The following is a 21,082-nucleotide window of genomic DNA, read 5'->3' as shown; positions in this document are numbered from 1 at the left end:
CATGAAGTTAGCCATAGTTACCGCCTGCCCCAACGGCATGGTCACCAGCGTGCTCTGCGCCCGCCTGCTGGACGCCGCGGCGCAGCGCCAGGGCTGGAGCACCAGCGTCGAAGTGCACGATGAAGCGCACCCGGAACGCCAACTCTCGGCGGCCACCATTGAGGCTGCCGAGTGGGTGCTGGTGGTCAGCACCGGGCCTGTGGATATGTCGCGTTTTGTCGGCAAGCGGGTGTACCGCAGCAGCCCGTCCCAGGCCCTGCAGGATGTCGATGCAGTGCTGCGTCGCGGTGCCGAAGAGGCCCAGGTCCATGTGGCCACCGAGGCCCGTGCCGAGCCGGTGCTCGAAACAGGCAAACGCGCCCCGCGGCTGGTGGCGATCACTGCCTGCCCGACTGGCGTGGCTCACACCTTCATGGCCGCCGAGGCCCTGCAGCAAACCGCCAAGCGCCTGGGCTACGACCTGCAAGTGGAAACCCAGGGCTCGGTGGGCGCGCGCAATCCGCTGAGCGCCCAAGCCATTGCCGAGGCCGACGTGGTGCTGCTGGCGGCGGACATCGAAGTACCCACCGAACGTTTTGCCGGCAAGCGCATTTATCGCTGCGGCACCGGCGTGGCCCTGAAACAGTCCGAAGCGACTCTGAACAAGGCCCTGGCCGAGGGCCGGCTGGAGTCCTCCGCAGCAGGCGCCCAGGCACCGGCCAAACAGGAAAAGACCGGGGTCTACAAACACCTGCTGACCGGGGTGTCGTTCATGCTGCCGATGGTGGTGGCGGGCGGCTTGATGATTGCCCTGTCCTTCGTCTTCGGCATCACTGCGTTCAAGGAGGAGGGCACCCTGGCCGCGGCGTTGATGCAGATCGGCGGCGAGACCGCCTTCAAGCTGATGGTGCCGCTGCTGGCGGGTTACATCGCGTACTCCATCGCCGACCGCCCAGGCCTGGCGCCGGGAATGATCGGTGGCATGCTCGCCAGCACCCTGGGTGCGGGTTTTATCGGCGGCATCGTCGCCGGTTTCCTCGCCGGCTATGCGGCCAAGGCGATCAATAAATATGCGCGCTTGCCGCAAAGCCTGGAGGCGCTGAAACCTATCCTGATCATCCCGCTGCTGGCCAGCCTGTTCACCGGGCTGGTGATGATCTACGTGGTGGGCAAACCCGTGGCGGGCATGCTCGAAGCCCTGACCCACTTCCTCGACAGCATGGGCACCACCAACGCGATTCTGCTGGGGGTACTGCTGGGCGGCATGATGTGTGTCGACCTGGGCGGGCCGATCAACAAGGCGGCCTATGCGTTCTCGGTAGGGCTGCTGGCCTCCCAGAGCTATGCACCGATGGCCGCGACCATGGCCGCGGGCATGGTACCGCCCATTGGCCTGGGCATTGCCACCTTCATTGCCCGACGCAAATTTGCCCAGACCGAACGTGAGGCCGGCAAGGCGGCGCTGGTATTGGGCCTGTGCTTTATCTCCGAAGGCGCAATCCCGTTTGCCGCCAAGGACCCGTTGCGAGTGATCCCGGCGAGCATCGCCGGCGGCGCCCTGACCGGGGCTTTGTCGATGTACTTCGGCTGCAAACTGATGGCGCCCCACGGCGGCCTGTTCGTCATGCTGATCCCGAATGCCATCAACCACGCCCTGCTGTACCTGCTGGCGATTGTCGCGGGCAGCCTGCTGACGGCGGTGGTCTATGCGCTGGTGAAACGACCAGAGACCGTCGAACTAGCCCTGGAACCGGCCAAGGCGGCCTGACCTCCACGGCACATCCGTTGCGGCGCAATCCCGCAACGGCACCCGTTGTAGCCGCTGCCGCAGGCTGTGAACGCTTTGGGCGGCACTCCCTCGCAGGAGACGCAGCGATTCCAAACCTGCCCGAGGTTCGTCGGGAAATCGCCAAGCAAGGCCCTTCGGTCCTTTTCGCAGCTTCGCAGGCTCAGCAGCGGCTACAGGGATTACCTGGCTTCGTGTAGCCGCTGCCGCAGGTTGAGAACGACCTATCTGCATTACGGCCTTCAGCTCCTTGTCACACCCCCTTCATCCCCACTGTCTAAGGTGTGCTTTTTGACCATTGTCAGGGAGTCACCATGAGCGAGTTCAACCTCGGCCGTCGTCGGATCATGCAAATCGCCGGGGCGGGGCTGTTGATGCCGAGCCTGGCGCCGGCGGTGATCGCTTCGGTCAAGGATCGGCCGCAGCTCACCGACGGGGTGCAGTCCGGGGATCTGCTGGGGGATAAGGCGATGATCTGGAGCCGCAGCGATCGTCCGGCGCGGATGGTGGTGGAGTGGGACACGCGAAGCATGTTCAGCAACCCTCGGCGTTTCATCTCGCCCCTGGCCGATGCGCGGACCGACTTCACGGCGCGGGTGGAGTTGACCGGGCTGCCGGCCAACCAGGCGATCTTCTATCGGGTGACCTTCGAGGATACCCAGTCCGGCGTGGCCAGCGAACCCTGGTTCGGCCACTTGCGCAGTGCGCCTTCGCAACGCCGGGACATCCGTTTTGTCTGGAGCGGCGACACGGTAGGGCAGGGCTTCGGCATCAACCCGGATATCGGCGGCATGCGCATCTACGAGGCAATGCGTCTGCGCCTGCCGGACTTCTTTATCCACAGCGGCGACACCATCTACGCCGACGGCCCGGTGCCGGCGCAGTTGACCGTGGAAGACGGGCGCATCTGGCGCAACCTCACCACCGAGGCCAAGAGCAAAGTGGCCGAGACCCTCGACGAATACCGGGGCAACTACCGCTACAACCTGATGGACGAAAACCTGCGCCGCTTCAACGCCGAGGTGCCGCAGATCTGGCAGTGGGACGACCATGAGGTGGTCAATAACTGGTCGCCGAGCAAGCAGCTGGACGAACGTTACGTGGTCAAGGACATCCAGACCCTGGTGGGCCGCGCGCGCCAGGCCTGGCTGGAGTATTCGCCCATGCGCCGGCAGAGCGCCGATGGCGGCGGGCGCATCTATCGCAAGCTCAGCTATGGGCCGTTGCTGGATGTGTTCGTGCTGGACATGCGCAGCTATCGCGGCCCCAACGATGACAACCTCGGCGGCGAGAAACCTTTCCTCGGCCGCGAGCAACTGGATTGGCTGAAGCGTGAGCTCAAGGACTCCTCGGCCCAGTGGAAAGTGGTGGCGGCGGACATGCCCATTGGCCTGGGCGTGCCCGATGGCGAAGTCAGCCCCGGGGTGGCGCGCTGGGAGGCGATCGCCAACGGCGACCCGGGCCCGGCCCAGGGCCGCGAGCTGGAGATTACCGAGCTGCTGGCGTATTTGCGCAAGCATCAGGTGCGCAACCATGTGTGGCTGACGGCGGACGTGCACTACTGCGCGGCCCACCACTACCACCCGGATCGGGCGGCGTTCCAGGATTTCGAGCCGTTCTGGGAGTTTGTCGCCGGCCCCCTGAACGCCGGGAGTTTCGGGCCCAATGTGCTGGACAAGACCTTCGGCCCGGAAGTGGTGTTCCAGAAGGCGCCGCCAGCGCAGAACACTTCACCCTTTGCCGGCTTCCAGTTCTTTGGCGAAGTGCAGATCGATGGGCAAACGGCAGAGCTGAAGGTAATCCTGCGGGACCTGGATGGCGTGGCGGTGTACGAGCACAACCTGCAACCGGCGTAACCATCCCCGCCAACGCCCCGTCCCGTAGGAGCCGGCTTGCCGGCGAATAGGGCCCGTGAGCCTTGCGCTGTTCTGAAGGGCGCCTTCGCTGGCAAGCCAGCTCCTACGGAGGGTGCGGCACGATTGATGTAGGAGCCGGCTTGCCGGCGAAGAGGCCCTTGCGCCTTGCGCTGTTCAGGCGGGCGCCTTCGCTGGCAAGCCAGCTCCTACGGAAGGTGCAGCAGGATTGGTGCAGGAGCCGGCTTGCCGGCGAAGCGTCTGACGCCTCAGTAAACGTCGCGGCGGTAGCGACCCTGCTCAATCAGGCGTTCGACGTGGTCTGCGCCCAGTACCTCGATGAGCACCTGATCCACCCCCGACGCCATGCCCTGCAAGCTGCCGCAGATGTAGATCGCGGCGCCATCGTCCAGCCATTTTTTCAGCTCGTCCGCCGCCTGGCGCAGGCGGTCCTGGACGTAGATCTTCTCGGCCTGGTCCCGGGAGAACGCCAGGTCCAGGCGGCTCAGGTCGCCCCGGGTGCGCCATTCCTGCAGTTCATCCTTGAAGTAGAAATCATGCTCGGCATTGCGCTCGCCAAAGATCAGCCAGTTGCGTTGCTGGCCCTCGGCGATGCGGGCCTTGAGCAGGCTGCGCAAGCCCGCCAGCCCGGTGCCGTTGCCCAGCAGAATCAGCGGGCAAGGTTCGGCCGGCAGGTGGAAGCCGCTGTTGCGCCGTACCCGCAGGCTGATGCTCGAACCCACCGCAGCATGCTCGGTGAGCCAGCCGGAACCGATCCCCAGGCTGCCGTCGGCGTGGCGTTCCTGGCGTACCAGCAGCTCCAGGCAACCGTCGGCGGCAATCGAGGCGATGGAGTATTCGCGCATGCTCAGGGGCACCAGGGCATCCACCAGGGCCTGGGCGTGCAGGCCCACCAGGTGGGTGCGGTTTTCTGGTAGCTGGCGGCTGCCCAGGGCTTGTTCCAGGCTCTCTTCCAGGCCGTCGAGCTGGACCCTGGCCTCGCCGGAGAGCCCCAGGCCGTCGAGGAAGTATTCGACCAGCCACGGGCTGTTGCGCGGCATGACTTCCACCAGGTCGCCAGCCAGCCAGCTGCTGGCGCTGGGGGCCAGCAGTTGCAGCAGGTAGACCCCGGAGCCGCTGCTGTCGGGGTTGAGCAGGGTGCGGCTCTTCAGGGTCCAGTTGTCGAAGGCCGGGGCCTGCCACAGGTCTACCGGGGCATGGCCGGTGAGCTGGCCCAGTTGCTGCTGCCAGTGGCGCAGGGCGTAGCTGTCGCCGCTGTCCACCTCGATGGGGGCGAACAGGGTGCTGCCGCCCTGGTTCGACAGCCAGTCGTGCAGGCGTCGGGCAAAGCCGCAGAAGTGCTGGTACTGGCGGTCGCCCAGGCCGAGCACGGCGTATTGCAGGCCTTGCAGCGACAGCTCGCGGCCCAGCAGCTTGCGCTCGAAGCCGCGGGCGCTGTCCGGTGCTTCGCCGTCGCCAAAGGTGCTGACCACGAACAGCGCGCGCTGGGCGTCACGCAGGTCCTGTTCGCTGAGATTGCTCAGCGGCTGGACCTTGGTCGCCACCCCGGCAGCCTGCAATTGCCCGGCGGTCTGCCAGGCCAGTTGCTCGGCAAAGCCGCTCTGGCTGGCGAAGCCGATCAGCCACGCCGAGCCGTCGGGGGCGGTACTTTCCAGGCCCTGGCGGGCCTGCTTGATCTGGCGCTTCTTGCGTCGGCGATCCAGGTACAGCAGCCAGCCGGTGACGAAGAACAGCGGCATGGTCAAGGAGGCCAGGGTCAGCAGGATGCGCCCCACCAGGCCGAAGTAGCTGCCCACGTGCAGTGCGTAGACGCTGGTGAGCAACTGCGACTTGAGGCTCTTGTCGGCGTAGCGGTCATGACGCCTGATCACCCCGGTGGTCGGGTCCAGGGTCAGTTGGTTCAGCGCCCGTTCGTGGGGGGAGCTCTTGAGCAGGTAGAACACAGTCGCCGGCTGCCCGGCCACGGCAGGCATACGGATGTTGTAGGCATTGAGGTCCTTGCCGGCGGCGCTGTAGATGCTGCTCCACATGGCGTTGTAGTCCGCCACCGGGGCCGGGCCCTTGGGCGGCGGGCCACCACGGCCACCACGCTGGCGTTCGCTGTGTGGCGCATCGGAGAGCAGCTTGGTCAGGCCCTCCCGGTACCAATCGTAGGACCAGTACAGGCCGGTGAGGGCGAACAGCAGGTAGAACAGCAGGCACCAGGTGCCGAACACCGCGTGCAGGTCCCAGTTGAAGCCGCGGCCTTTCTTGGCCCAGTCCAGGGTCAGCCACACCCGCCAGTTGCCGACCTGGCGCGGCCAGCGCAGGTACAGCCCGGACAGGCAGAAGAAGATCAGGATCAGGGTGCAGGCGCCGGTGATCTGCCGGCCGGTGTCGCCGATGGCCAGGAAACGGTGCAATTGCAGCATGAGGCCGAAGAAGTCCTGGCCGACGGCGTCGCCCATGAACTCGCCGGTATAGGGGTCGAAGTAGCGCATCTGGCCACGGCGTTCCCCCGGCGGCGGGGTGAAGAACACCCGCGCGGCGTTGCCGCTGTCGGTCTCGACCCAGAGCATGGACACCGTCTTGCCTTCGGCGGCCTGGATTTTTTCCACCAGTTCGGCGGGCGGCAGCACCCCGGCGGGGAGCTTGTCGACTTGCAGCACCGATGGATTGAGGGCGCGCAGGATTTCGTCCTGGAACGACACGGTCGCCCCGGTGATGCCCATCAGGGCCAGGATCAGCCCCGCGCTGATGCCGAAGAACCAGTGCAGCTGGAACAGGGTTTTCTTCAACACGTCACTCGCCTTGTTCGTCCAGAGAGAGGAAACACGGCGCGCATTATGCCGTGTGTTGTCGAGAAGCATTCGTTTTTACATGCAAAAGCCCCAGGCACTGAAATGCGTGGGGCTTGGGCGCCTGTGGCCGTGGCCACAGGAAGGTCTTGCGTTGGATCAGAAGTGGAAGCTGGTGGTCAGCAGCGCGGTACGACCGGCCGCCTGGTTGGCGAAGTGCGCCGCGTAGGCCTTGTCGTAGTAGGTCTTGTCGGTCAGGTTCTGCACGTTCAACTGCAGGTCGACGTTCTTGGTCAGCTTGTAGCTGGCCATGGCGTCGTAGCGGGTGTAGGACGGCACGTACAGGCTGTTGTTGTTATCGCCCCAGACCTTGTCGACGTAGAAGGCGCCACCACCGATGGTCAGCTTCTGGGTCAGGTTATAGGTGGTCCACAGGCTGAAGCTGTTTTTCGGCGTATTTGGCAATTCATTGCCCTTGGCCGGGTTGGCGAGGCCACTGACTTTACCGCTGCGATCACCGCTGGCGCCCGGATCGACGATGGTGCTGTCCAGGTAGCTGTAGCCGGCGAACACTTGCCACTTGTCGGTCAGCTTGCCGCTCGCAGTCAGCTCAAGGCCGTCAACTCGGGTCTTGCCGGCGTTTTCGTAGGTGTAGTTGCTGCTCAGGACCCGGGTGTTTTCCTTTTCGGTACGGAAGATCGCACCGGTCAGTGCCAGACGGTCGTTGAACAGGTCCCACTTGGTGCCGATCTCGTAGTTGACGGTTTCCTCGGGCTTCATGTCGCTGACGATGCTGGTCGGCGTGCCGGAAGTGGTGGCAAACGGGTTGGTCTCGGCGCCGTTGTCCAGGGTGCTGCCGACCGGTGTAGCCGAGGTGGCATAGGAGATATAGACGCTGCCGTTGTCCTGCGGCTTCCATACCAGGCCCAGTTGGCCTGTCACGAATTCGCTGGTGTCCTCGGCCTTGAAGGTGGTGGTGCGCGCGGTGTTCTTGGTCTTGGCCTGGGTTTCGAAGTGGTCGTAGCGCAGGCCCATGTTGACCAGCCACTGCGGGGTCAGCTCCAGAGTGTCGGCAAAGTAGATGGCCCGGGTGGTGCCTTCGGTGTCGGTGCCCGCGTAGTTGCGGCTGATGGTGCCGGCATAGGCGTCATCCGGAGTCGGATTCGACAGCGAGGTACAAACGCCAGCAGGCTGCGGCACGTTGCACTTGATATTGGCGTTGTTGGAAACGGTGTAGCCACTTTTGCTCGAGGACTCGTCGGACAGTTCGATGCCGGCGGAGAAGTTGTTCTTGAAGCCGCCCAGCACGAACTCACCGTACAGATCGGTCTGGTTGGTGGTGGTGTCGGTGTTCGACACCCGGGTGTTGGCCCGGCGCCAGACGGTGCCACTGCGCACGTTGCCCTGGCTGTCGTCCGGCTGGGTCAGGATGTAGTCCTGCATGCTGGTGCCGTGACGGAAAGTGTTCTTCAGGGTCAGCGAGTCATTCAGGTCGTGCTCGATGGCGAAGGTCGCGGTGTCCACGCGGGACTTGCGGAAGTCGCGGTCGGTCAGGCCATAGAAGTTGCTGCTGTCGCCGCCGTTGACCGGTTTGTCCGGATGGGCCGCGGTGTGGGCGGTGCCCATGGAATAGCCGTAGGGAATGCCCGAGTCCGGCAGGTCATCGCTTTCCAGGTGGTAGTAATCGAGGAATACCCGGGTGTCGGTGCCTAGGCCGAAGGCCAGGGACGGGGCGATGCCCCAGCGGTCGTAGTTGACCTTGTCTCGTCCGGCGACGTTGCTTTCATGGCTCATCAGGTTCAGACGGCCAGCGGCGGTATCGCTGAACTGGTAGTTGCCATCCAGGGTGTAGCGCTGGGTCTGATCGGAGCCCCAGGTGAAGCCACCGTCCAGGGAGTTGCCCAGGTGCGCCTTCTTGCTCACCAGGTTGATGCTGCCGCCAGCGGCGCCACGGCCGCCCATGGCCGAGTTGGGGCCTTTGCTGACTTCGATGTTTTCAACTGCGAAGACTTCGCGGCTTTGGGCACCTGTGTCGCGGACGCCGTCCAGGTAGGTGTCACTTTGGGCGTCGAACCCCCGGATGAAGGGACGGTCGCCTTGGGGGTTGCCGCCCTCACCGGCACCGAAGGTGATACCGGGCACGGTACGCAGGGCGTCCTGCAGCGAGGTGGCCGCGGTGTCCTTGAGTACTTGCTGTGGCACCACGGTCACCGAGCGTGGGGTGTTCACCAGCGGCGCGGTGTACTTTTTCGAGGAGGAGTTTTCGACCTTGTAGGACGTCTGGTCCTGGGCCTCACCGGTAATGCTGGTGGCTTCCAGGGCAATGGCTTTGCCCGAAGTCTTCTGCTGAGTCTCTTCAGCCGCCTGGACCATATGGCCTGCGGAGCCGGCGGTGATCGCCACGCCAATTGCAGACGCCAGAAGGCGTGGTGAACTGACAGCGGATGGTGGTTGTTGGCGTGACATGTTTTTCCCCTCCCCAAGGATTTGAGGCGGCGGAATATAGGGGAAAGAAACATTTGTTATCAATTGCGAAATATTGCTATTCGCACTTAATTTACATTCTTTACAATTTGCCTTTACGGTTTTTACGTTCTCATGCGTCCCGGGGTTTTACACAGTCAATAAGAATCAATATCATTGACGGCCTTTCGCTCTGCAGGTACCTGGCCATGTTGCTGCACATCCCTGGCGTGTTCACCCGTGACGAGGTCGGGCGCATCCGTGAAGCCCTGGAACAGGCGGACTGGGCGGACGGCAAGATCACCGCCGGTTACCAGTCGGCCAAGGCCAAGCACAACCTGCAACTGCCGGAAGGCCACCCTCTGGCCCAGGAGATCGGCGCGGCGATGCTCGATCGCCTGTGGCAGAACCCGCTGTTCATGTCCGCCGCCTTGCCGCACAAGGTGTTTCCGCCGCTGATCAACTGCTACACCGCCGGCGGCAGTTTCGACTTCCACATCGACAACGCCGTGCGCCAGCCCAAGGGCAGCCCGGAGCGGGTGCGTACGGACCTGTCGTCGACCCTGTTCTTCAGCGACCCCGAGGATTACGAAGGCGGCGAGCTGGAGATCCAGGACACCTTCGGCCTGCAGCGGGTCAAGCTGCCGGCGGGGGACATGGTGCTGTATCCAGGCACCAGCCTGCACAAGGTCAACCCGGTGACCCGGGGTGCTCGCTATGCCTCATTCTTCTGGACCCAGAGCCTGGTGCGCGAAGATAGCCAGCGCGCCTTGCTGTTCGAGATGGACGGCGCGATCCAGGAGCTGACCCGGGACGTGCCCGAGCATCCTTCGCTGATCCGCCTGACCGGCACCTACCACAACCTTCTGCGTCGCTGGGTCGAGGTGTAAGCCGTGACTTTTCAACTTCGTCGCGAGGAGCTCCTCGACGGCGCGCAACTGAGCGCCATGCTTGAGGAGAGCCCGGCCCGCGCCGCCCAGGCGGTGCTGGCCGCTGCTTCCGAGGGGCTGCTGGACGCCCAGGCGCTGCTGGGGCAGATCCTCCTCGACGGTCGCGGCATCCAGCAGGATCAACCCCTGGCGGTGCGCTGGTTCGAGATCGCCGCACAACGTGGGCACCTGATGGCGCGCAACATGCTGGGGCGCTGCCATGAGCACGGCTGGGGTTGCCCGGCGGATGCCGCCAGCGCGGCCGGGCACTATCGCCTGGCTGCCGAAGCGGGGCTGGACTGGGGGCTGTACAACTACGCCAACCTGTTGGCCACCGGTCGCGGCGTGGTGCAGAACCATGCCTTGGCCCTGGCCTGTTACCGTCGTGCGGCGGACCTTGGCCATGCCAAATCGATGAACCTGCTGGGGCGCTACCTGGAGGAGGGGCTGGTGTGCCAGGCCGACCTTGAAGCGGCGCGGGACTGGTACCGGCGCTCGGCCGAAGGCGGGGATTTTCGCGGGCAGTTCAGCCATGCGGCGGTGCTGGCCGATGCCGGGCGTATCGACGAAGCCGTGGCGTGGCTGCAACGGGCTCTGGCCGGTGGCAACCTGAATTTCCTCCGGGTGGCATGCGCCGCGCTGCTCAAGGCCACGCACCCCGAGATTCGCGACCTGGCCCAGGCCTATCAGCGGCGGGCGGCGCAATTGGGTGACGAACGGGATGGAGAGCGGCTTGCTGTGTTGTCTTAAATCACTATGATTCAAAGCTAATCGCTTTTAATCATTCTGATGCAGGTCTTGCCTCATGCCCGCGACAAAAGTACTGACCGCTCACATTCCCTTGGACCTGGCTGATAAGGTCGATCAACTTGCTTCTCGCCTGGAACGCTCCCGGGCCTGGGTCGTGAAGCAGGCGTTGGTGGCCTGGGTTGACCAGGAAGAAGAGCGCCGTCGACTGACGCTTGAGGCCTTGGCAGATGTCGATGCTGGAAGGGTTGTCGATCATCAGTCAGTGTTGGCTTGGGCGCAGAGTCTGTCTGGCGACAACCCTCTGCCCTTACCAAAATGAGACAGCTGAAATGGACGAGCAAGGCCCTATCCGATCTGGCTCGGCTTTTTGAGTTTCTCGCCCAGGTCAATCGTTCTACTGCTGCTCGGACCGTGCAATCGCTGGTGCAGGCTCCAGATGCTCTTCTATCTAACCCTCGATTGGGAGAGCAGTTGGAGGAATTCAAGCCGAGGGATGTTCGACGATTGCTGGTGGGGCATTACGAGATGCGTTATGAGATTCAAGGCATGGCCTTGTCCATCCTGAGTATTTGGCATGTCCGGGAAGATCGTTGAATCACTGAACCGCGCGCACAAAAAAGCCCATGACAAGTCATGGGCTTTTTCTTGCAGCTAGCTGCCGTCTTTAAACGTAGAAGGCCTTCAGCGGCGGGAAGCCGTTGAATTCCACCGCGCTGTAGCTGGTGGTGTAGGCGCCGGTGGACAGCCAGTACAGGCGGTCGCCGATGGCCAGGTTCAGTGGCAGGCCGTACTTGTAGTTCTCGTACATGATGTCGGCGCTGTCGCAGGTCGGGCCGGCGATCACCACTTCTTCCACTTCACCTTTCTTCTCGGTCCAGATCGGGAACTTGATGGACTCGTCCATGGTTTCGATCAGGCCGGAGAACTTGCCCACGTCGGTGTACACCCAGCGCTCGACGGCGGTGCGGGATTTGCGCGCCACCAGCACCACTTCGCTGACCAGGATGCCGGCGTTGGCGATCAGCGAACGGCCTGGCTCGAGGATGATTTCCGGCAGGTCGTCGCCGAAGTCTTCCTTGAGGAAGCGGATGATTTCCTCGGCATAGGTTTCCAGGCTGTTGGTGCGGGTGATGTAGTTGGCCGGGAAGCCGCCACCCATGTTGATCAGCTTCAGCTCGATACCGTCTTCTTCCTTGAGGCGCTCGAAGATCACCTTGACCTTGGCAATGGCGGCGTCCCAGACGCTGATGTCGCGCTGTTGCGAACCCACGTGGAACGACACACCGTAAGGCACCAGGCCCAGGTCGCGAGCGAGGATCAGCAGGTCCATGGCCATGTCGGTCTGGCAGCCGAACTTGCGCGACAGCGGCCAGTCGGCGGTGGTGGAGCCTTCGGTGAGAATGCGCACGTAGACTTTCGAACCCGGTGCGGCCTTGGCGATGTTGCGCAGGTCGGCCTCGGAGTCGGTGGCGTACAGGCGCACGCCCTTGTCATAGAAGTAGCGGATGTCCTTGGACTTCTTGATGGTGTTGCCGTAGCTGATGTTGGCCGGGTTGACGCCGCGGCCCAGCACCTTGTCCAGCTCGTAGATCGAAGCGATGTCGAAGCTGGAGCCTTTTTCGTGCAGCAGGTCGATGATCTCGACGGCCGGGTTGGCCTTGACCGCGTAGTAGACCTTGGCGAATTCGAAACCGGCGCGCAGGTCGTCGTAGGCCTGGGAGATCATCTGGGTGTCGATGACCACGAACGGGGTTTCTTGCTGGTCGGCGAAAGACTTCATTTTCTGAAAGGTTTCGCGCGCGAAATAGTCTTCGACGTTAATCGACATGCGTTGGGAACTCCTACTGGCAAACGTTGGTAATCAATGGGTTTAAGGACATGTCATTGATGACAGTGCCTTGTGAACGTCCTCCGTATCCCCACTTTGGTTCGCCTACTTCCCAAGGCATGTCGCCGAAAGCAAAAAGGCCATGGGAAATCTGCCCTTGGCCTTGCTGTCTCGTCGTCAGTACTTGAGCCGGATGGATCGTTTCCAGCATGGACGTTCGGCGCGAACTTTAGGCGGTGAGGGGGCTGAGATCAACAAAAAATGTCGCGTTTTTGCACTTGTCTGACGTGCGTTATCGACACCTCTCTTTGTAGCCGACACAGATGACGGACAGATGTTCCCGAAGAATTCTCGAGTGTTAAAAATACCTGCACGTTCGACGCTTTTGCGTGCCAAGTAGCTGGGAAGTATGAAAGCGTCAACATCGGCGACGTTAGCGGCGAGAGGGCGGTTTGAGGGGGATTTTGGCTGTTTCGGAGGAGGGCGTCGGACAGCTCTGACCGGGGCGGCTGTTGATATTTTTTTCCGGCGTGTGGATGGGCCAAAAACACCCGGTGGCGAGGGCGCTTGCTCGCGCCGGATGCGCAGCAGCCCCATTCTTTTTGCAAAGAGGGGCCGCTTCACGGTCCCGCGGGAGCAAGCGCCCTCGCCACAGGTTGGTTATTGGCTATTTATTGATCAGGCGACCACTGTTTCAGCCGGCGAGACGATATTGGTCTTCATCCCCCGCGAACGCCCGGAGCTCAGGTAGGCGGCGATGGATTCCTGAGTCACCTCGCCCAGGAACACCCGCTCGGCATCCATCACCGGCAGCCACGAGCGGTTGAACTCGTACATGCGCGACAGAAGAATCCGCAGGTGTTCGTCGTAGGCGGCTGTAGCGTTGAACTCTCGCAGGAACTGGGCGCAGGTGCCGGTCTGACGGTGCAGGTCGCGACGACGTACATAACCCAGAGCCTTGTTCTCGGCACAGGTCACCACCACGTAGCGGCGGTCGTGTTCGTCCATCAGTTCCAGGGCGTCGGCTACCGGGGTTTCCGGGCTGACCGACGGGGCGTTGTCCGCGGCGTCTTCGGCCTTGACCAGCAACAGGCGTTTCAAGGTGCTGTCCTGGCCGACGAAGTTGCTGACGAAGTCGTCCGCCGGGTGCGCCAGCAGGGTGTCGGGGTGATCGATCTGCAGCAGCTTGCCGGCACGGAAGATGGCGATCTTGTCCCCCAGCTTGATGGCTTCGTCGATGTCATGGCTGACCATGATCACGGTCTTGTTAAGCGCCCGCTGCATCTCGAAGAATTCATTCTGGATCATCTCGCGGTTGATCGGGTCCACCGCGCCGAAGGGCTCGTCCATCAGCAGCAGCGGAGCGTCCGCCGCCAGGGCGCGGATCACCCCGATTCGCTGTTGCTGGCCACCGGACAGTTCCCGTGGGTAGCGATGCAGGTACTGCTTGGGTTCGAGCTTGATCATGCTCATCAGCTCGCGGGCCCGGTCGTGGCATTTCTGCTTGTCCCAGCCCAGCAGGCGTGGCACCACCACGATGTTTTCCTCGATGGTCATGTTGGGGAACAGGCCGATCTGCTGGATCACGTAGCCGATGTTGCGGCGCAGGGTCACTTCGTCCAGGCCGGTGGTGTCCTCGCCATTGATCAGCACCTTGCCCGAGGTGGGCATGATCAGGCGGTTGATCATTTTCAGCGTGGTGCTCTTGCCGCAGCCGGAGGGCCCGAGGAACACGCAGATCTCGCCTTCATTGACGGTCAGGCTTACCGAGTCGACGGCTTTGACATCCTTGCCGTTGCTGCGAAAGGTCTTGGTCAGGTTTTGAAGTTCGATCATTTCAGGAGTCCTTTTGGAGTCAGCGAGCGTTGCAGCCATTGCAGAAGCAGGTCGGCGAAGATGGCCAGGAGACTGACCAGCACGGCGCCGACGATCAGCATCGACATGTCGCTGCGGCTGATGGAAGCAAGAATGAGTACGCCCAGGCCGCCGGCGCCGATGGTGGCGGCGATGGTCATGACGCCGATGTTCATCACCACGGCGGTGCGTACCCCGGCGAGGATCACCGGCACCGCGATCGGCAACTCGACCATGCGCAGGCGCTGGCCGAAGGTCATGCCGATGCCGCGGGCGGCTTCACGAATGCCCGGTTCGACGCCGGTCAGCGCCAGGTAGGTGTTGCGCATGATCGGCAGCAGGGAATAGAGGAACACCGCGGTGATAGCCGGTAGCGGGCCCAGGCCCTGGCCGAACTTGGAGTAGAACGGCAGCAGCAGGCCGAACAGGGCGATGGACGGAATGGTCAGCAGCACGGTGGCGCTGGCCTGCAGTGGGCCGGCAAGGGTCGGGAAGCGGGTCATCAGCACGCCCAGGGGCACGCCGAAGACGATGGCCAGGGTGACGGCGATGCCCACCAGGGTGATGTGCTGCCAGGTCAGGTGCAGGACCTGGGCCCAATCGAGATGGGAAAAGGCGTTCAGGAATTCCATGTCTTCTCCTCTTTAGTTGATCGGGTGCTGGCGCAGGAAATCTGCGGCCACGGCGGATGGGCTTTCATGGTCGACGTCGACCCGCGCGTTCAGCTGGCGCATGGTTTCGTCGTCGAACAGCGCCGCCAGCGGCTTGAGCTCGGCGGCCAGTTGCGGGTGGGCGTCGAGGTAGGCCTGGCGTACCACCGGCGCGGCGGTGTAGTCCGGGAAGTAGTGCTTGTCGTCTTCCAGCAGTTTGAGCTTGAAGGCATTGAGGCGCCCGTCGGTGGTGTACACCAGGCCGGCGAACACCTGGCCGTTGCGCAGGGCGGTGTAGACCAGGCCGGCGTCCATCTGCCGGGTGTTCTTGCGGGTCAGGGGCATGTCATAGAGCTTGACCATCCCGGCCATGCCGTCGGAGCGGTTGGCGAACTCGGTGTCCAGGGCCACCAGGCGGTTTTCCTTGGTGTTTTCGGCCAGGGCCAGGGTCAGGTCGCTGATGCTATTGATCTGCGGATGTTCCTTGGCCACGTTCTCTGGCAGCGCCAGGGCATAGGTATTGCTGAACTTGGACGGTGACAGCCAGACCAGGCCTTTTTTCGCATCGAGTTCTTTCACCCGGGCGTAGGACTGTTCGCTGTCGAGTTTCTCGTCGATGTGGTTGTAGGCCACCAGCGAGACTCCGGTGTATTCCCAGATCAGGTCCAACTGGCCACTTTCCTGGGCACTGCGGGCCAGGTTGCTGCCCAGGCCCCCGGTGACGCGGGTGTCGTAGCCCTTGCTGCGCAAGTACTGGGAGGTGATCTCCGCCAGCAGGGTCTGTTCGGTGAAGACCCGGGCGCCTATGCGGATCAGCGGTTTTTCCACGGCGTGGGCCAATGTGCTGAAAAGCAGGGCGCAGCCGAGTATCAGGCTTAATTTCTTCATGTCGGTTCCTTGGCTCTGACGGGCTTAAGACGGGCGCAGACCACGTTCCAGCCAAAGTCGGCTGGCCAGGGTCACCAGGCCATCGAGGAGCAAGGCCAGCAGCGCGGTGCAGGCGGCGCCGAGCAGCAGTTGCGGCTGATTGTTCAGGGCGATGCCGGGGAAAATCAGGCTGCCCAGGCTGTTGGCGCCGATCAGGAAGGCCAGGGGCGCGGTGCCGACGTTGATCGCCAGGGCCACCCGCACGCCGCCGATGATGATCGGCACGGCATTGGGCAATTCGACTTTCCACAGCACCTGGCGTGGCGTCATGCCGATGCCGACCGCAGCTTCCTTGAGGGAACCCTGGACATTCTTCAGGCCTTCATAGGTGTTGCGCACGATGGGCAGCAGGGAGGCGAGGAACAGCGCGAAAATGGCCGGGCCACTGCCGATGCCGAGGATCCCCAGAGCGATGGCCAGGACGGCCAGGGGAGGGACGGTGTTACCGATGTTGAACACTTGCATGAAGCGTTCGGCGCGTCCGACCATGCTCGGGCGGCTGAGGACGATGCCGGCGGGGATCCCCACCACCAGCGCGGCTAGCATTGAAGCCAGGACCAGGAACAGATGAGCTTGCAGGTAGAACAACAGATCGTCGCGGTAGTGTTCGATCGTAGTGATGCCGATCCAGTGGACCAGCAGGGCCAGGAGGGCGATTACCGCAGCGCCTCCTATCAGCCCTTTGCCATAGCGAATAGCCACAGGCGGACTCCTTTTTGTCGGTCGGCGGGCACTTTCCCGTGTGGCAGGGCCATTCCTGGCTGCCGGGAAAATACGCGCGAAAAGCAGCTCGTCGAGCGCCGGCAGAGCGGCGGGTGAACGGGCCATGAGCGCAGCTTCGTCAAGCTAACTTGCTGATATTTCAGCCCCTGACGACAGTGCGTGACAGGGGAGTGGACGTCTCCACGTTTTAAAAGGTTCCATAATTGGCAGCATTTAGCCACCGTTAATCTGCCGTCCGGTCGCCCGGGCGACGGGGTGAGCTGTGGCCCGCAAGGCTATGTCTGGGCTATAATCTGCGCCCTTTTTTGATCACCGCCAGGCGATTTCCCATGACCCAACAGGCCGCCGAAGTCGCGAAACGCCGCACTTTCGCCATTATTTCCCACCCGGATGCGGGTAAGACCACGATCACCGAGAAGCTGTTGCTGATGGGCAAGGCCATTGCGGTGGCGGGTACCGTCAAATCGCGCAAGTCCGACCGCCACGCCACTTCCGACTGGATGGAGATGGAGAAGCAGCGGGGTATTTCCATTACCACGTCGGTCATGCAGTTCCCCTATCGCGAACACATGATCAACCTGCTGGACACCCCCGGCCACGAAGACTTCTCGGAAGACACCTACCGCACCCTGACCGCGGTGGACTCGGCGCTGATGGTGCTCGACGGCGGTAAGGGCGTCGAGCCACGGACCATCGCCCTGATGGACGTCTGCCGCCTGCGCGACACGCCCATCGTCAGTTTCATCAACAAACTCGACCGGGACATTCGCGACCCGATCGAACTGCTGGACGAAATCGAAGCGGTCCTGAAGATCAAGGCTGCCCCCATCACCTGGCCGATCGGTTGCTACCGCGACTTCAAGGGCGTGTACCACCTGGCCGGCGACTACATCATCGTCTACACCCCGGGCCACGGCCACGAGCGCACCGAAACCAAGATCATCGAAAAGCTCGACTCCGCCGAAGCCAGGGCCCACCTGGGTGACGAGTACGAGCGCTTCATCGAGCAGCTGGAACTGGTGCAGGGCGCCTGCCACGAGTTCAACCAGCAGGAGTTCCTCGACGGCCAGCTGACGCCGGTGTTCTTCGGGACCGCGCTGGGCAACTTCGGTGTCGACCACGTGCTCGACGCCGTGGTGGACTGGGCGCCGCTGCCGCTGGCCCGCGTTGCCAACGAGCGCAGCGTGGCCCCCCAGGAAGAGAAGTTCTCGGGCTTCATCTTCAAGATCCAGGCGAACATGGACCCCAAGCACCGCGACCGCATCGCCTTCATGCGCATCTGCTCGGGCAAGTACGAGAAAGGCATGAAGATGCGCCACGTGCGCACTGGCAAGGACGTGCGCATTGGCGACGCCCTGACCTTCTTCTCCTCCGAGCGTGAGCAACTGGAAGAGGCCTATGCCGGCGACATCATCGGCCTGCACAACCACGGCACCATCCAGATCGGCGACACCTTCACCGAAGGCGAGGCGCTGGGCTTCACCGGTATCCCGCACTTCGCCCCGGAGCTGTTCCGCCGTGTGCGTCTGAAGGATCCGCTCAAGTCCAAGCAACTGCGCCAGGGCCTGCAACAGCTGGCCGAAGAAGGCGCGACCCAGGTGTTCTTCCCCGAGCGCAGCAACGACATCATCCTCGGCGCCGTGGGTGTGCTGCAGTTCGACGTGGTGGCCAGCCGCCTGAAGGAGGAATACAAGGTGGAGTGCTCCTACGAGCCGATCACCGTGTGGTCCGCCCGCTGGATCGAATGCAGCGACAAGAAGAAGCTCGAAGAGTTTTCCAACAAGGCGGTGGAAAACCTGGCCCTGGACGGCGGCGGCCACCTGACCTACCTGGCGCCGACCCGGGTCAACCTGGCGCTGATGGAAGAGCGCTGGCCGGACGTGAAATTCCGCGCCACCCGCGAACACCACTAAGTTCGCCGGCCACCCTCGAGCCCCGCTGTGCAGACAGCGGGGCTTTTTTTTGCGCGCAGGATTGGCCTGCCGCCACCCCGTAGGCGCTGGCTTGCCAGCGACGGCGGCGGACGCTGTTGTGCCTGGCTTGCGGGTTTCTTCGCCGGCAAGCCGGCTCCTACGGATTGTGGTGTTCTTAAGGGAGCGCCGTTAGTCGGAAGGGCTTTGGCGGCTCGGGAATCGATAGGGAGCTATCTGGAAAAGCCGGGATATCACGACTAGGTTTCAGACAGTGCTGTGGCCGCCGCAAGGCTGGCGCGCAGCCATCGATGATTCACCTATGAAAGGATGGAATCGGCTATGAGAATTTTCCAACGCGTTGTGCTGTTGATCAAAGTGCTGGTGATGCTGTCGCTCGGAACCTCGGCGGCCTGGGCCCACAACCTGATGCAGGTGAGCGAGCCGGGTTACTCCTCGAGCCAGAGCGCACCGGTGCAGATGCTTGCCAAGTCCGAATCGGAGCCGGGCGATGAAGGTCAGGGTGGCAGTTCCGGCGATGACGACCAGACCACCGACGAGGATGACGGCGACAGCCAGGGCTAAAAGAAACCCCCGACGACGGACTGATGCGCAATCTGTCGCCGGGGGCGGGTCGAACAAGGTTCAGGCGCTCCCGGAGGCATCCGGGAGCGCCTTTTTCATGGCCGCTACAGCACGAATTGCTCGGCGTAGTGGCAGGCCACCTGGCGGCTGTCGAGCTGGCGCAGGGCCGGCTCTTCAGTGCTGCAACGCTCGGTGGCATAAGGGCAGCGCTTGTGGAAGGCGCAGCCCGGTGGTGGGTTCAGCGGGTTGGGCAGCTCGCCGACGATCTTGATCTTCGGCTTGTCCGGGTCCGGGTGGATGGTTGGTGTCGCCGACAGCAGGGCCTGGGTGTAGGGGTGCAGGGGGCGGGTGTAGATGTCCTCCTTGGGGCCCATTTCCACCGGCCGGCCGAGGTACATCACCAGCACCTGGTCGGCCACGTGGCGCACCACTGCCAGGTTGTGGGAAATGAACACGTAGGCGGTGTTGAATTCCTGCTGCAGGTCCATGAACAGGTTCAATACCTGGGCCTGGATCGATACGTCTAGGGCCGAGGTCGGTTCGTCTGCCACCAGCACCTTGGGCTGCAGCATCATTGCCCGGGCCAGGGCGATACGCTGGCGCTGCCCCCCGGAGAACATGTGCGGGTAGCGCTGGTAATGTTCGGGGCGCAGGCCTACCTGCTTCATCATCGCCTGGACTTTTTCCCGGCGTTCGGCGGCCGACAGCTTGGTGTTGATCAGCAGCGGCTCGGCCAGCTGGTCACCGATCTTCTGCCGCGGGTTGAGCGAGGCATAAGGGCTCTGGAACACCATCTGCACGTCTTTGCGCAGTTGCTTGCGCTGGGCCTTGTCGGCACCGGCGACTTCCTGGCCGGCGATTTTCAGCGAGCCGGAAGACGGTTCCTCGATCAGGGTCAGGGCCCGCGCCAGGGTGGATTTGCCACAGCCGGATTCACCCACCACAGCCAGGGTCTTGCCGGCTTCCAGCTCGAAGGACACGCCGTTGAGTGCGCGCACGGTGGCGTGGCCCTTGAACAGGCCACGGGACACTTCGTAGTGACGGGTGAGGTCGCGGGCGGTAAGAACGACGGCCATTACGCCACCTCCTGATTCAGCGGGTAGAAGCAGCGCACCAGGCTGGCGGCTTTCGGGTCGAGGCTGGGGCGCTGGGCGCGGCAGTTGTCTTGCACGTAGGGGCAGCGCGGCGACAGCAGGCAGCCTTGAGGCCGGTCGTAGCGCCCGGGGACGATGCCCGGCAGGGTCGACAAGCGAGTGGCGCCGAGGCTGTGCTCGGGAATCGCCGCCAGCAGCGCTTCGCTGTAGGGGTGCGCGGGGATGTCGAACAGCTCCGGTACCTGGCCCACCTCAACCGCCTGGCCGGCGTACATCACGCACACCCGCTGGGCGGTTTCGGCGACCACGGCGAGGTCGTGGGTGATCAGCACCAGGCCCATGTTCTGCTCTTTCTGCAGGTTCAGCAGCAGGTCCATGATCTGCGCCTGGATGGTCACGTCCAGGGCGGTGGTGGGTTCGTCGGCGATCAGCAGCTTGGGCTCGCCGGCGATCGCCATGGCGATTGCCACCCGCTGGCTCATGCCGCCGGACAATTGGTGCGGGTAGGCGTCCATGCGGCTGGCGGCGCCGGGGATCTCGACCTTTTCCAGCAGTTCGATGGCGCGCTTGCGCGCCGCCTTGCTGGACATCTTCAGGTGCAGGCGCAGCACTTCCTCGATCTGGAAGCCCACGGTGTAGCTGGGGTTCAACGCGGTCATCGGGTCCTGGAAGACCATGGCCAGGTCCTTGCCGACGATCTGCCGGCGCTGGCGCGCGCTGAGCTTGAGCATGTCGCGGCCGTCGAAGCTTAGGGCATCGGCGGTGACGATGCCGGGGTGCTCGATCAGGCCCATCAGGGCCATCATGGTCACCGATTTGCCGGAGCCGGACTCGCCGACGATGGCCAGCACTTCGCCCTTGTCGACCTTGAGGTCGAGGCCATCGACCACCGGCACCGCAGTGGCGTCGCCGAAACGGACATTGAGATTCTTGATTTCTAGCAGTGACATGGG

At 63.3% G+C, this 21,082-nt stretch carries 17 protein-coding genes; 8 read left to right on the top strand and 9 right to left on the bottom strand.

Features of this window, described 5'->3' with window-relative positions; translation table 11 throughout:
* Position 1: 1 nt before the first annotated feature.
* Together ACUXVH_RS09035 and ACUXVH_RS09030 are read left to right on the top strand one after the other, a co-directional pair.
* A complete protein-coding gene (locus ACUXVH_RS09035; RefSeq protein WP_065364622.1) occupies positions 2 to 1,747 on the top strand; it encodes a PTS fructose-like transporter subunit IIB in 1,746 nt (581 codons plus the stop codon).
* A 332-nt stretch (positions 1,748 to 2,079) separates the two neighbouring features.
* Positions 2,080 to 3,621, top strand: a complete 1,542-nt coding sequence (locus tag ACUXVH_RS09030; RefSeq protein ID WP_065364621.1) for an alkaline phosphatase D family protein — start codon at positions 2,080 to 2,082, stop codon at positions 3,619 to 3,621.
* Between the two features lie 266 nt (positions 3,622 to 3,887).
* Here the strand turns inward: ACUXVH_RS09030 and ACUXVH_RS09025 are convergent, their stop codons facing one another.
* Both ACUXVH_RS09025 and ACUXVH_RS09020 read right to left on the bottom strand, forming a co-directional pair.
* Entirely contained in the window at positions 3,888 to 6,419 is a 2,532-nt protein-coding gene (locus ACUXVH_RS09025; RefSeq protein ID WP_445494579.1) for a PepSY domain-containing protein, read from the bottom strand.
* A gap of 156 nt (positions 6,420 to 6,575) precedes the next feature.
* The gene (locus ACUXVH_RS09020) at positions 6,576 to 8,882 is read right to left on the bottom strand and encodes a TonB-dependent receptor (RefSeq protein WP_065364619.1); all 2,307 of its coding nucleotides are present in this window, start codon (positions 8,880 to 8,882) and stop codon (positions 6,576 to 6,578) included.
* Positions 8,883 to 9,088: 206 nt separating this feature from the next.
* Here ACUXVH_RS09020 and ACUXVH_RS09015 point away from each other — a divergent pair, with 206 nt between their 5' ends.
* Genes ACUXVH_RS09015 through ACUXVH_RS09000 form a run of 4 tightly spaced genes read left to right on the top strand, consistent with a single transcriptional unit; the run spans position 9,089 to position 11,152 of the window.
* Entirely contained in the window at positions 9,089 to 9,769 is a 681-nt protein-coding gene (locus ACUXVH_RS09015; protein WP_053156347.1) for a Fe2+-dependent dioxygenase, read from the top strand.
* Between the two features lie 3 nt (positions 9,770 to 9,772).
* The gene (locus tag ACUXVH_RS09010; RefSeq protein ID WP_065364618.1) at positions 9,773 to 10,558 is read left to right on the top strand and encodes a tetratricopeptide repeat protein; all 786 of its coding nucleotides are present in this window, start codon (positions 9,773 to 9,775) and stop codon (positions 10,556 to 10,558) included.
* Between the two features lie 55 nt (positions 10,559 to 10,613).
* Positions 10,614 to 10,877 (top strand): CopG family ribbon-helix-helix protein, encoded by a 264-nt coding sequence (locus ACUXVH_RS09005; RefSeq protein WP_047283908.1) that lies wholly within the window; start codon positions 10,614 to 10,616, stop codon positions 10,875 to 10,877.
* Complete coding sequence (locus ACUXVH_RS09000) at positions 10,874 to 11,152, top strand: type II toxin-antitoxin system RelE/ParE family toxin (RefSeq protein ID WP_053156352.1); 279 nt, start codon at positions 10,874 to 10,876, stop codon at positions 11,150 to 11,152. Before ACUXVH_RS09005 ends, ACUXVH_RS09000 begins: the two co-directional genes overlap by 4 nt.
* 70 nt (positions 11,153 to 11,222) lie before the next feature.
* Here ACUXVH_RS09000 and ACUXVH_RS08995 read toward each other — a convergent pair whose 3' ends face one another.
* The 5 genes from ACUXVH_RS08995 to ACUXVH_RS08975 form a co-directional block, all read right to left on the bottom strand.
* Positions 11,223 to 12,386, bottom strand: coding sequence for a type III PLP-dependent enzyme (locus ACUXVH_RS08995; protein WP_015634137.1), 1,164 nt, complete (start codon positions 12,384 to 12,386; stop codon positions 11,223 to 11,225).
* A 678-nt stretch (positions 12,387 to 13,064) separates the two neighbouring features.
* Positions 13,065 to 14,222 (bottom strand): osmoprotectant ABC transporter ATP-binding protein OsmV, encoded by a 1,158-nt coding sequence (locus ACUXVH_RS08990; protein WP_011059224.1) that lies wholly within the window; start codon positions 14,220 to 14,222, stop codon positions 13,065 to 13,067.
* A complete protein-coding gene (locus ACUXVH_RS08985) occupies positions 14,219 to 14,872 on the bottom strand; it encodes an ABC transporter permease (protein ID WP_011059225.1) in 654 nt (217 codons plus the stop codon). The genes ACUXVH_RS08990 and ACUXVH_RS08985 overlap by 4 nt, the downstream gene beginning before the upstream one ends.
* Before the next feature lie 12 nt (positions 14,873 to 14,884).
* Positions 14,885 to 15,778, bottom strand: a complete 894-nt coding sequence (locus ACUXVH_RS08980; protein WP_065364617.1) for a glycine betaine ABC transporter substrate-binding protein — start codon at positions 15,776 to 15,778, stop codon at positions 14,885 to 14,887.
* Between the two features lie 24 nt (positions 15,779 to 15,802).
* On the bottom strand, positions 15,803 to 16,519 hold the full coding sequence (locus tag ACUXVH_RS08975; protein ID WP_011059227.1) for an ABC transporter permease: 717 nt from the start codon (positions 16,517 to 16,519) through the stop codon (positions 15,803 to 15,805).
* Between the two features lie 350 nt (positions 16,520 to 16,869).
* Here ACUXVH_RS08975 and ACUXVH_RS08970 point away from each other — a divergent pair, with 350 nt between their 5' ends.
* Positions 16,870 to 18,453, top strand: a complete 1,584-nt coding sequence (locus ACUXVH_RS08970) for a peptide chain release factor 3 (RefSeq protein ID WP_011059228.1) — start codon at positions 16,870 to 16,872, stop codon at positions 18,451 to 18,453.
* A gap of 339 nt (positions 18,454 to 18,792) precedes the next feature.
* The gene (locus ACUXVH_RS08965; RefSeq protein ID WP_015634142.1) at positions 18,793 to 19,035 is read left to right on the top strand and encodes a hypothetical protein; all 243 of its coding nucleotides are present in this window, start codon (positions 18,793 to 18,795) and stop codon (positions 19,033 to 19,035) included.
* Between the two features lie 104 nt (positions 19,036 to 19,139).
* On the opposite strand, the gene ACUXVH_RS08960 is transcribed toward ACUXVH_RS08965, so the two are convergent.
* Positions 19,140 to 20,111 (bottom strand): peptide ABC transporter ATP-binding protein, encoded by a 972-nt coding sequence (locus ACUXVH_RS08960; protein WP_011059230.1) that lies wholly within the window; start codon positions 20,109 to 20,111, stop codon positions 19,140 to 19,142.
* Positions 20,111 to 21,079 carry an ABC transporter ATP-binding protein gene (locus tag ACUXVH_RS08955; RefSeq protein WP_011059231.1) on the bottom strand — a complete coding sequence of 323 codons (969 nt, stop codon included), beginning with the start codon at positions 21,077 to 21,079 and terminating at the stop codon, positions 20,111 to 20,113. The genes ACUXVH_RS08960 and ACUXVH_RS08955 overlap by 1 nt, the downstream gene beginning before the upstream one ends.
* Between the last annotated feature and the right edge of the window lie 3 nt (positions 21,080 to 21,082).

The sequence above is a fragment of the Pseudomonas sp. 8(2025) genome, assembly GCF_052665325.1.
The sequence above is the reverse complement of the archived record's forward strand: the minus strand, read 5'-3'. Positions and strand labels throughout refer to the sequence as shown.

Bases quoted from the DNA above. Each gene is read 5' to 3' on its own strand.
- ACUXVH_RS09005 (WP_047283908.1), top strand. From the start codon at position 10,614: ATGCCCGCGACAAAAGTACTGACCGCTCACATTCCCTTGGACCTGGCT.
- ACUXVH_RS08955 (WP_011059231.1), bottom strand. From the start codon at position 21,079: ATGTCACTGCTAGAAATCAAGAATCTCAATGTCCGTTTCGGCGACGCC.
- ACUXVH_RS09015 (WP_053156347.1), top strand. From the start codon at position 9,089: ATGTTGCTGCACATCCCTGGCGTGTTCACCCGTGACGAGGTCGGGCGC.
- ACUXVH_RS08990 (WP_011059224.1), bottom strand. From the start codon at position 14,222: ATGATCGAACTTCAAAACCTGACCAAGACCTTTCGCAGCAACGGCAAG.
- ACUXVH_RS09020 (WP_065364619.1), bottom strand. From the start codon at position 8,882: ATGTCACGCCAACAACCACCATCCGCTGTCAGTTCACCACGCCTTCTG.
- ACUXVH_RS09030 (WP_065364621.1), top strand. From the start codon at position 2,080: ATGAGCGAGTTCAACCTCGGCCGTCGTCGGATCATGCAAATCGCCGGG.
- ACUXVH_RS08960 (WP_011059230.1), bottom strand. From the start codon at position 20,111: ATGGCCGTCGTTCTTACCGCCCGCGACCTCACCCGTCACTACGAAGTG.
- ACUXVH_RS09035 (WP_065364622.1), top strand. From the start codon at position 2: ATGAAGTTAGCCATAGTTACCGCCTGCCCCAACGGCATGGTCACCAGC.
- ACUXVH_RS08970 (WP_011059228.1), top strand. From the start codon at position 16,870: ATGACCCAACAGGCCGCCGAAGTCGCGAAACGCCGCACTTTCGCCATT.
- ACUXVH_RS08985 (WP_011059225.1), bottom strand. From the start codon at position 14,872: ATGGAATTCCTGAACGCCTTTTCCCATCTCGATTGGGCCCAGGTCCTG.
- ACUXVH_RS08980 (WP_065364617.1), bottom strand. From the start codon at position 15,778: ATGAAGAAATTAAGCCTGATACTCGGCTGCGCCCTGCTTTTCAGCACA.
- ACUXVH_RS08995 (WP_015634137.1), bottom strand. From the start codon at position 12,386: ATGTCGATTAACGTCGAAGACTATTTCGCGCGCGAAACCTTTCAGAAA.
- ACUXVH_RS09000 (WP_053156352.1), top strand. From the start codon at position 10,874: ATGAGACAGCTGAAATGGACGAGCAAGGCCCTATCCGATCTGGCTCGG.
- ACUXVH_RS08965 (WP_015634142.1), top strand. From the start codon at position 18,793: ATGAGAATTTTCCAACGCGTTGTGCTGTTGATCAAAGTGCTGGTGATG.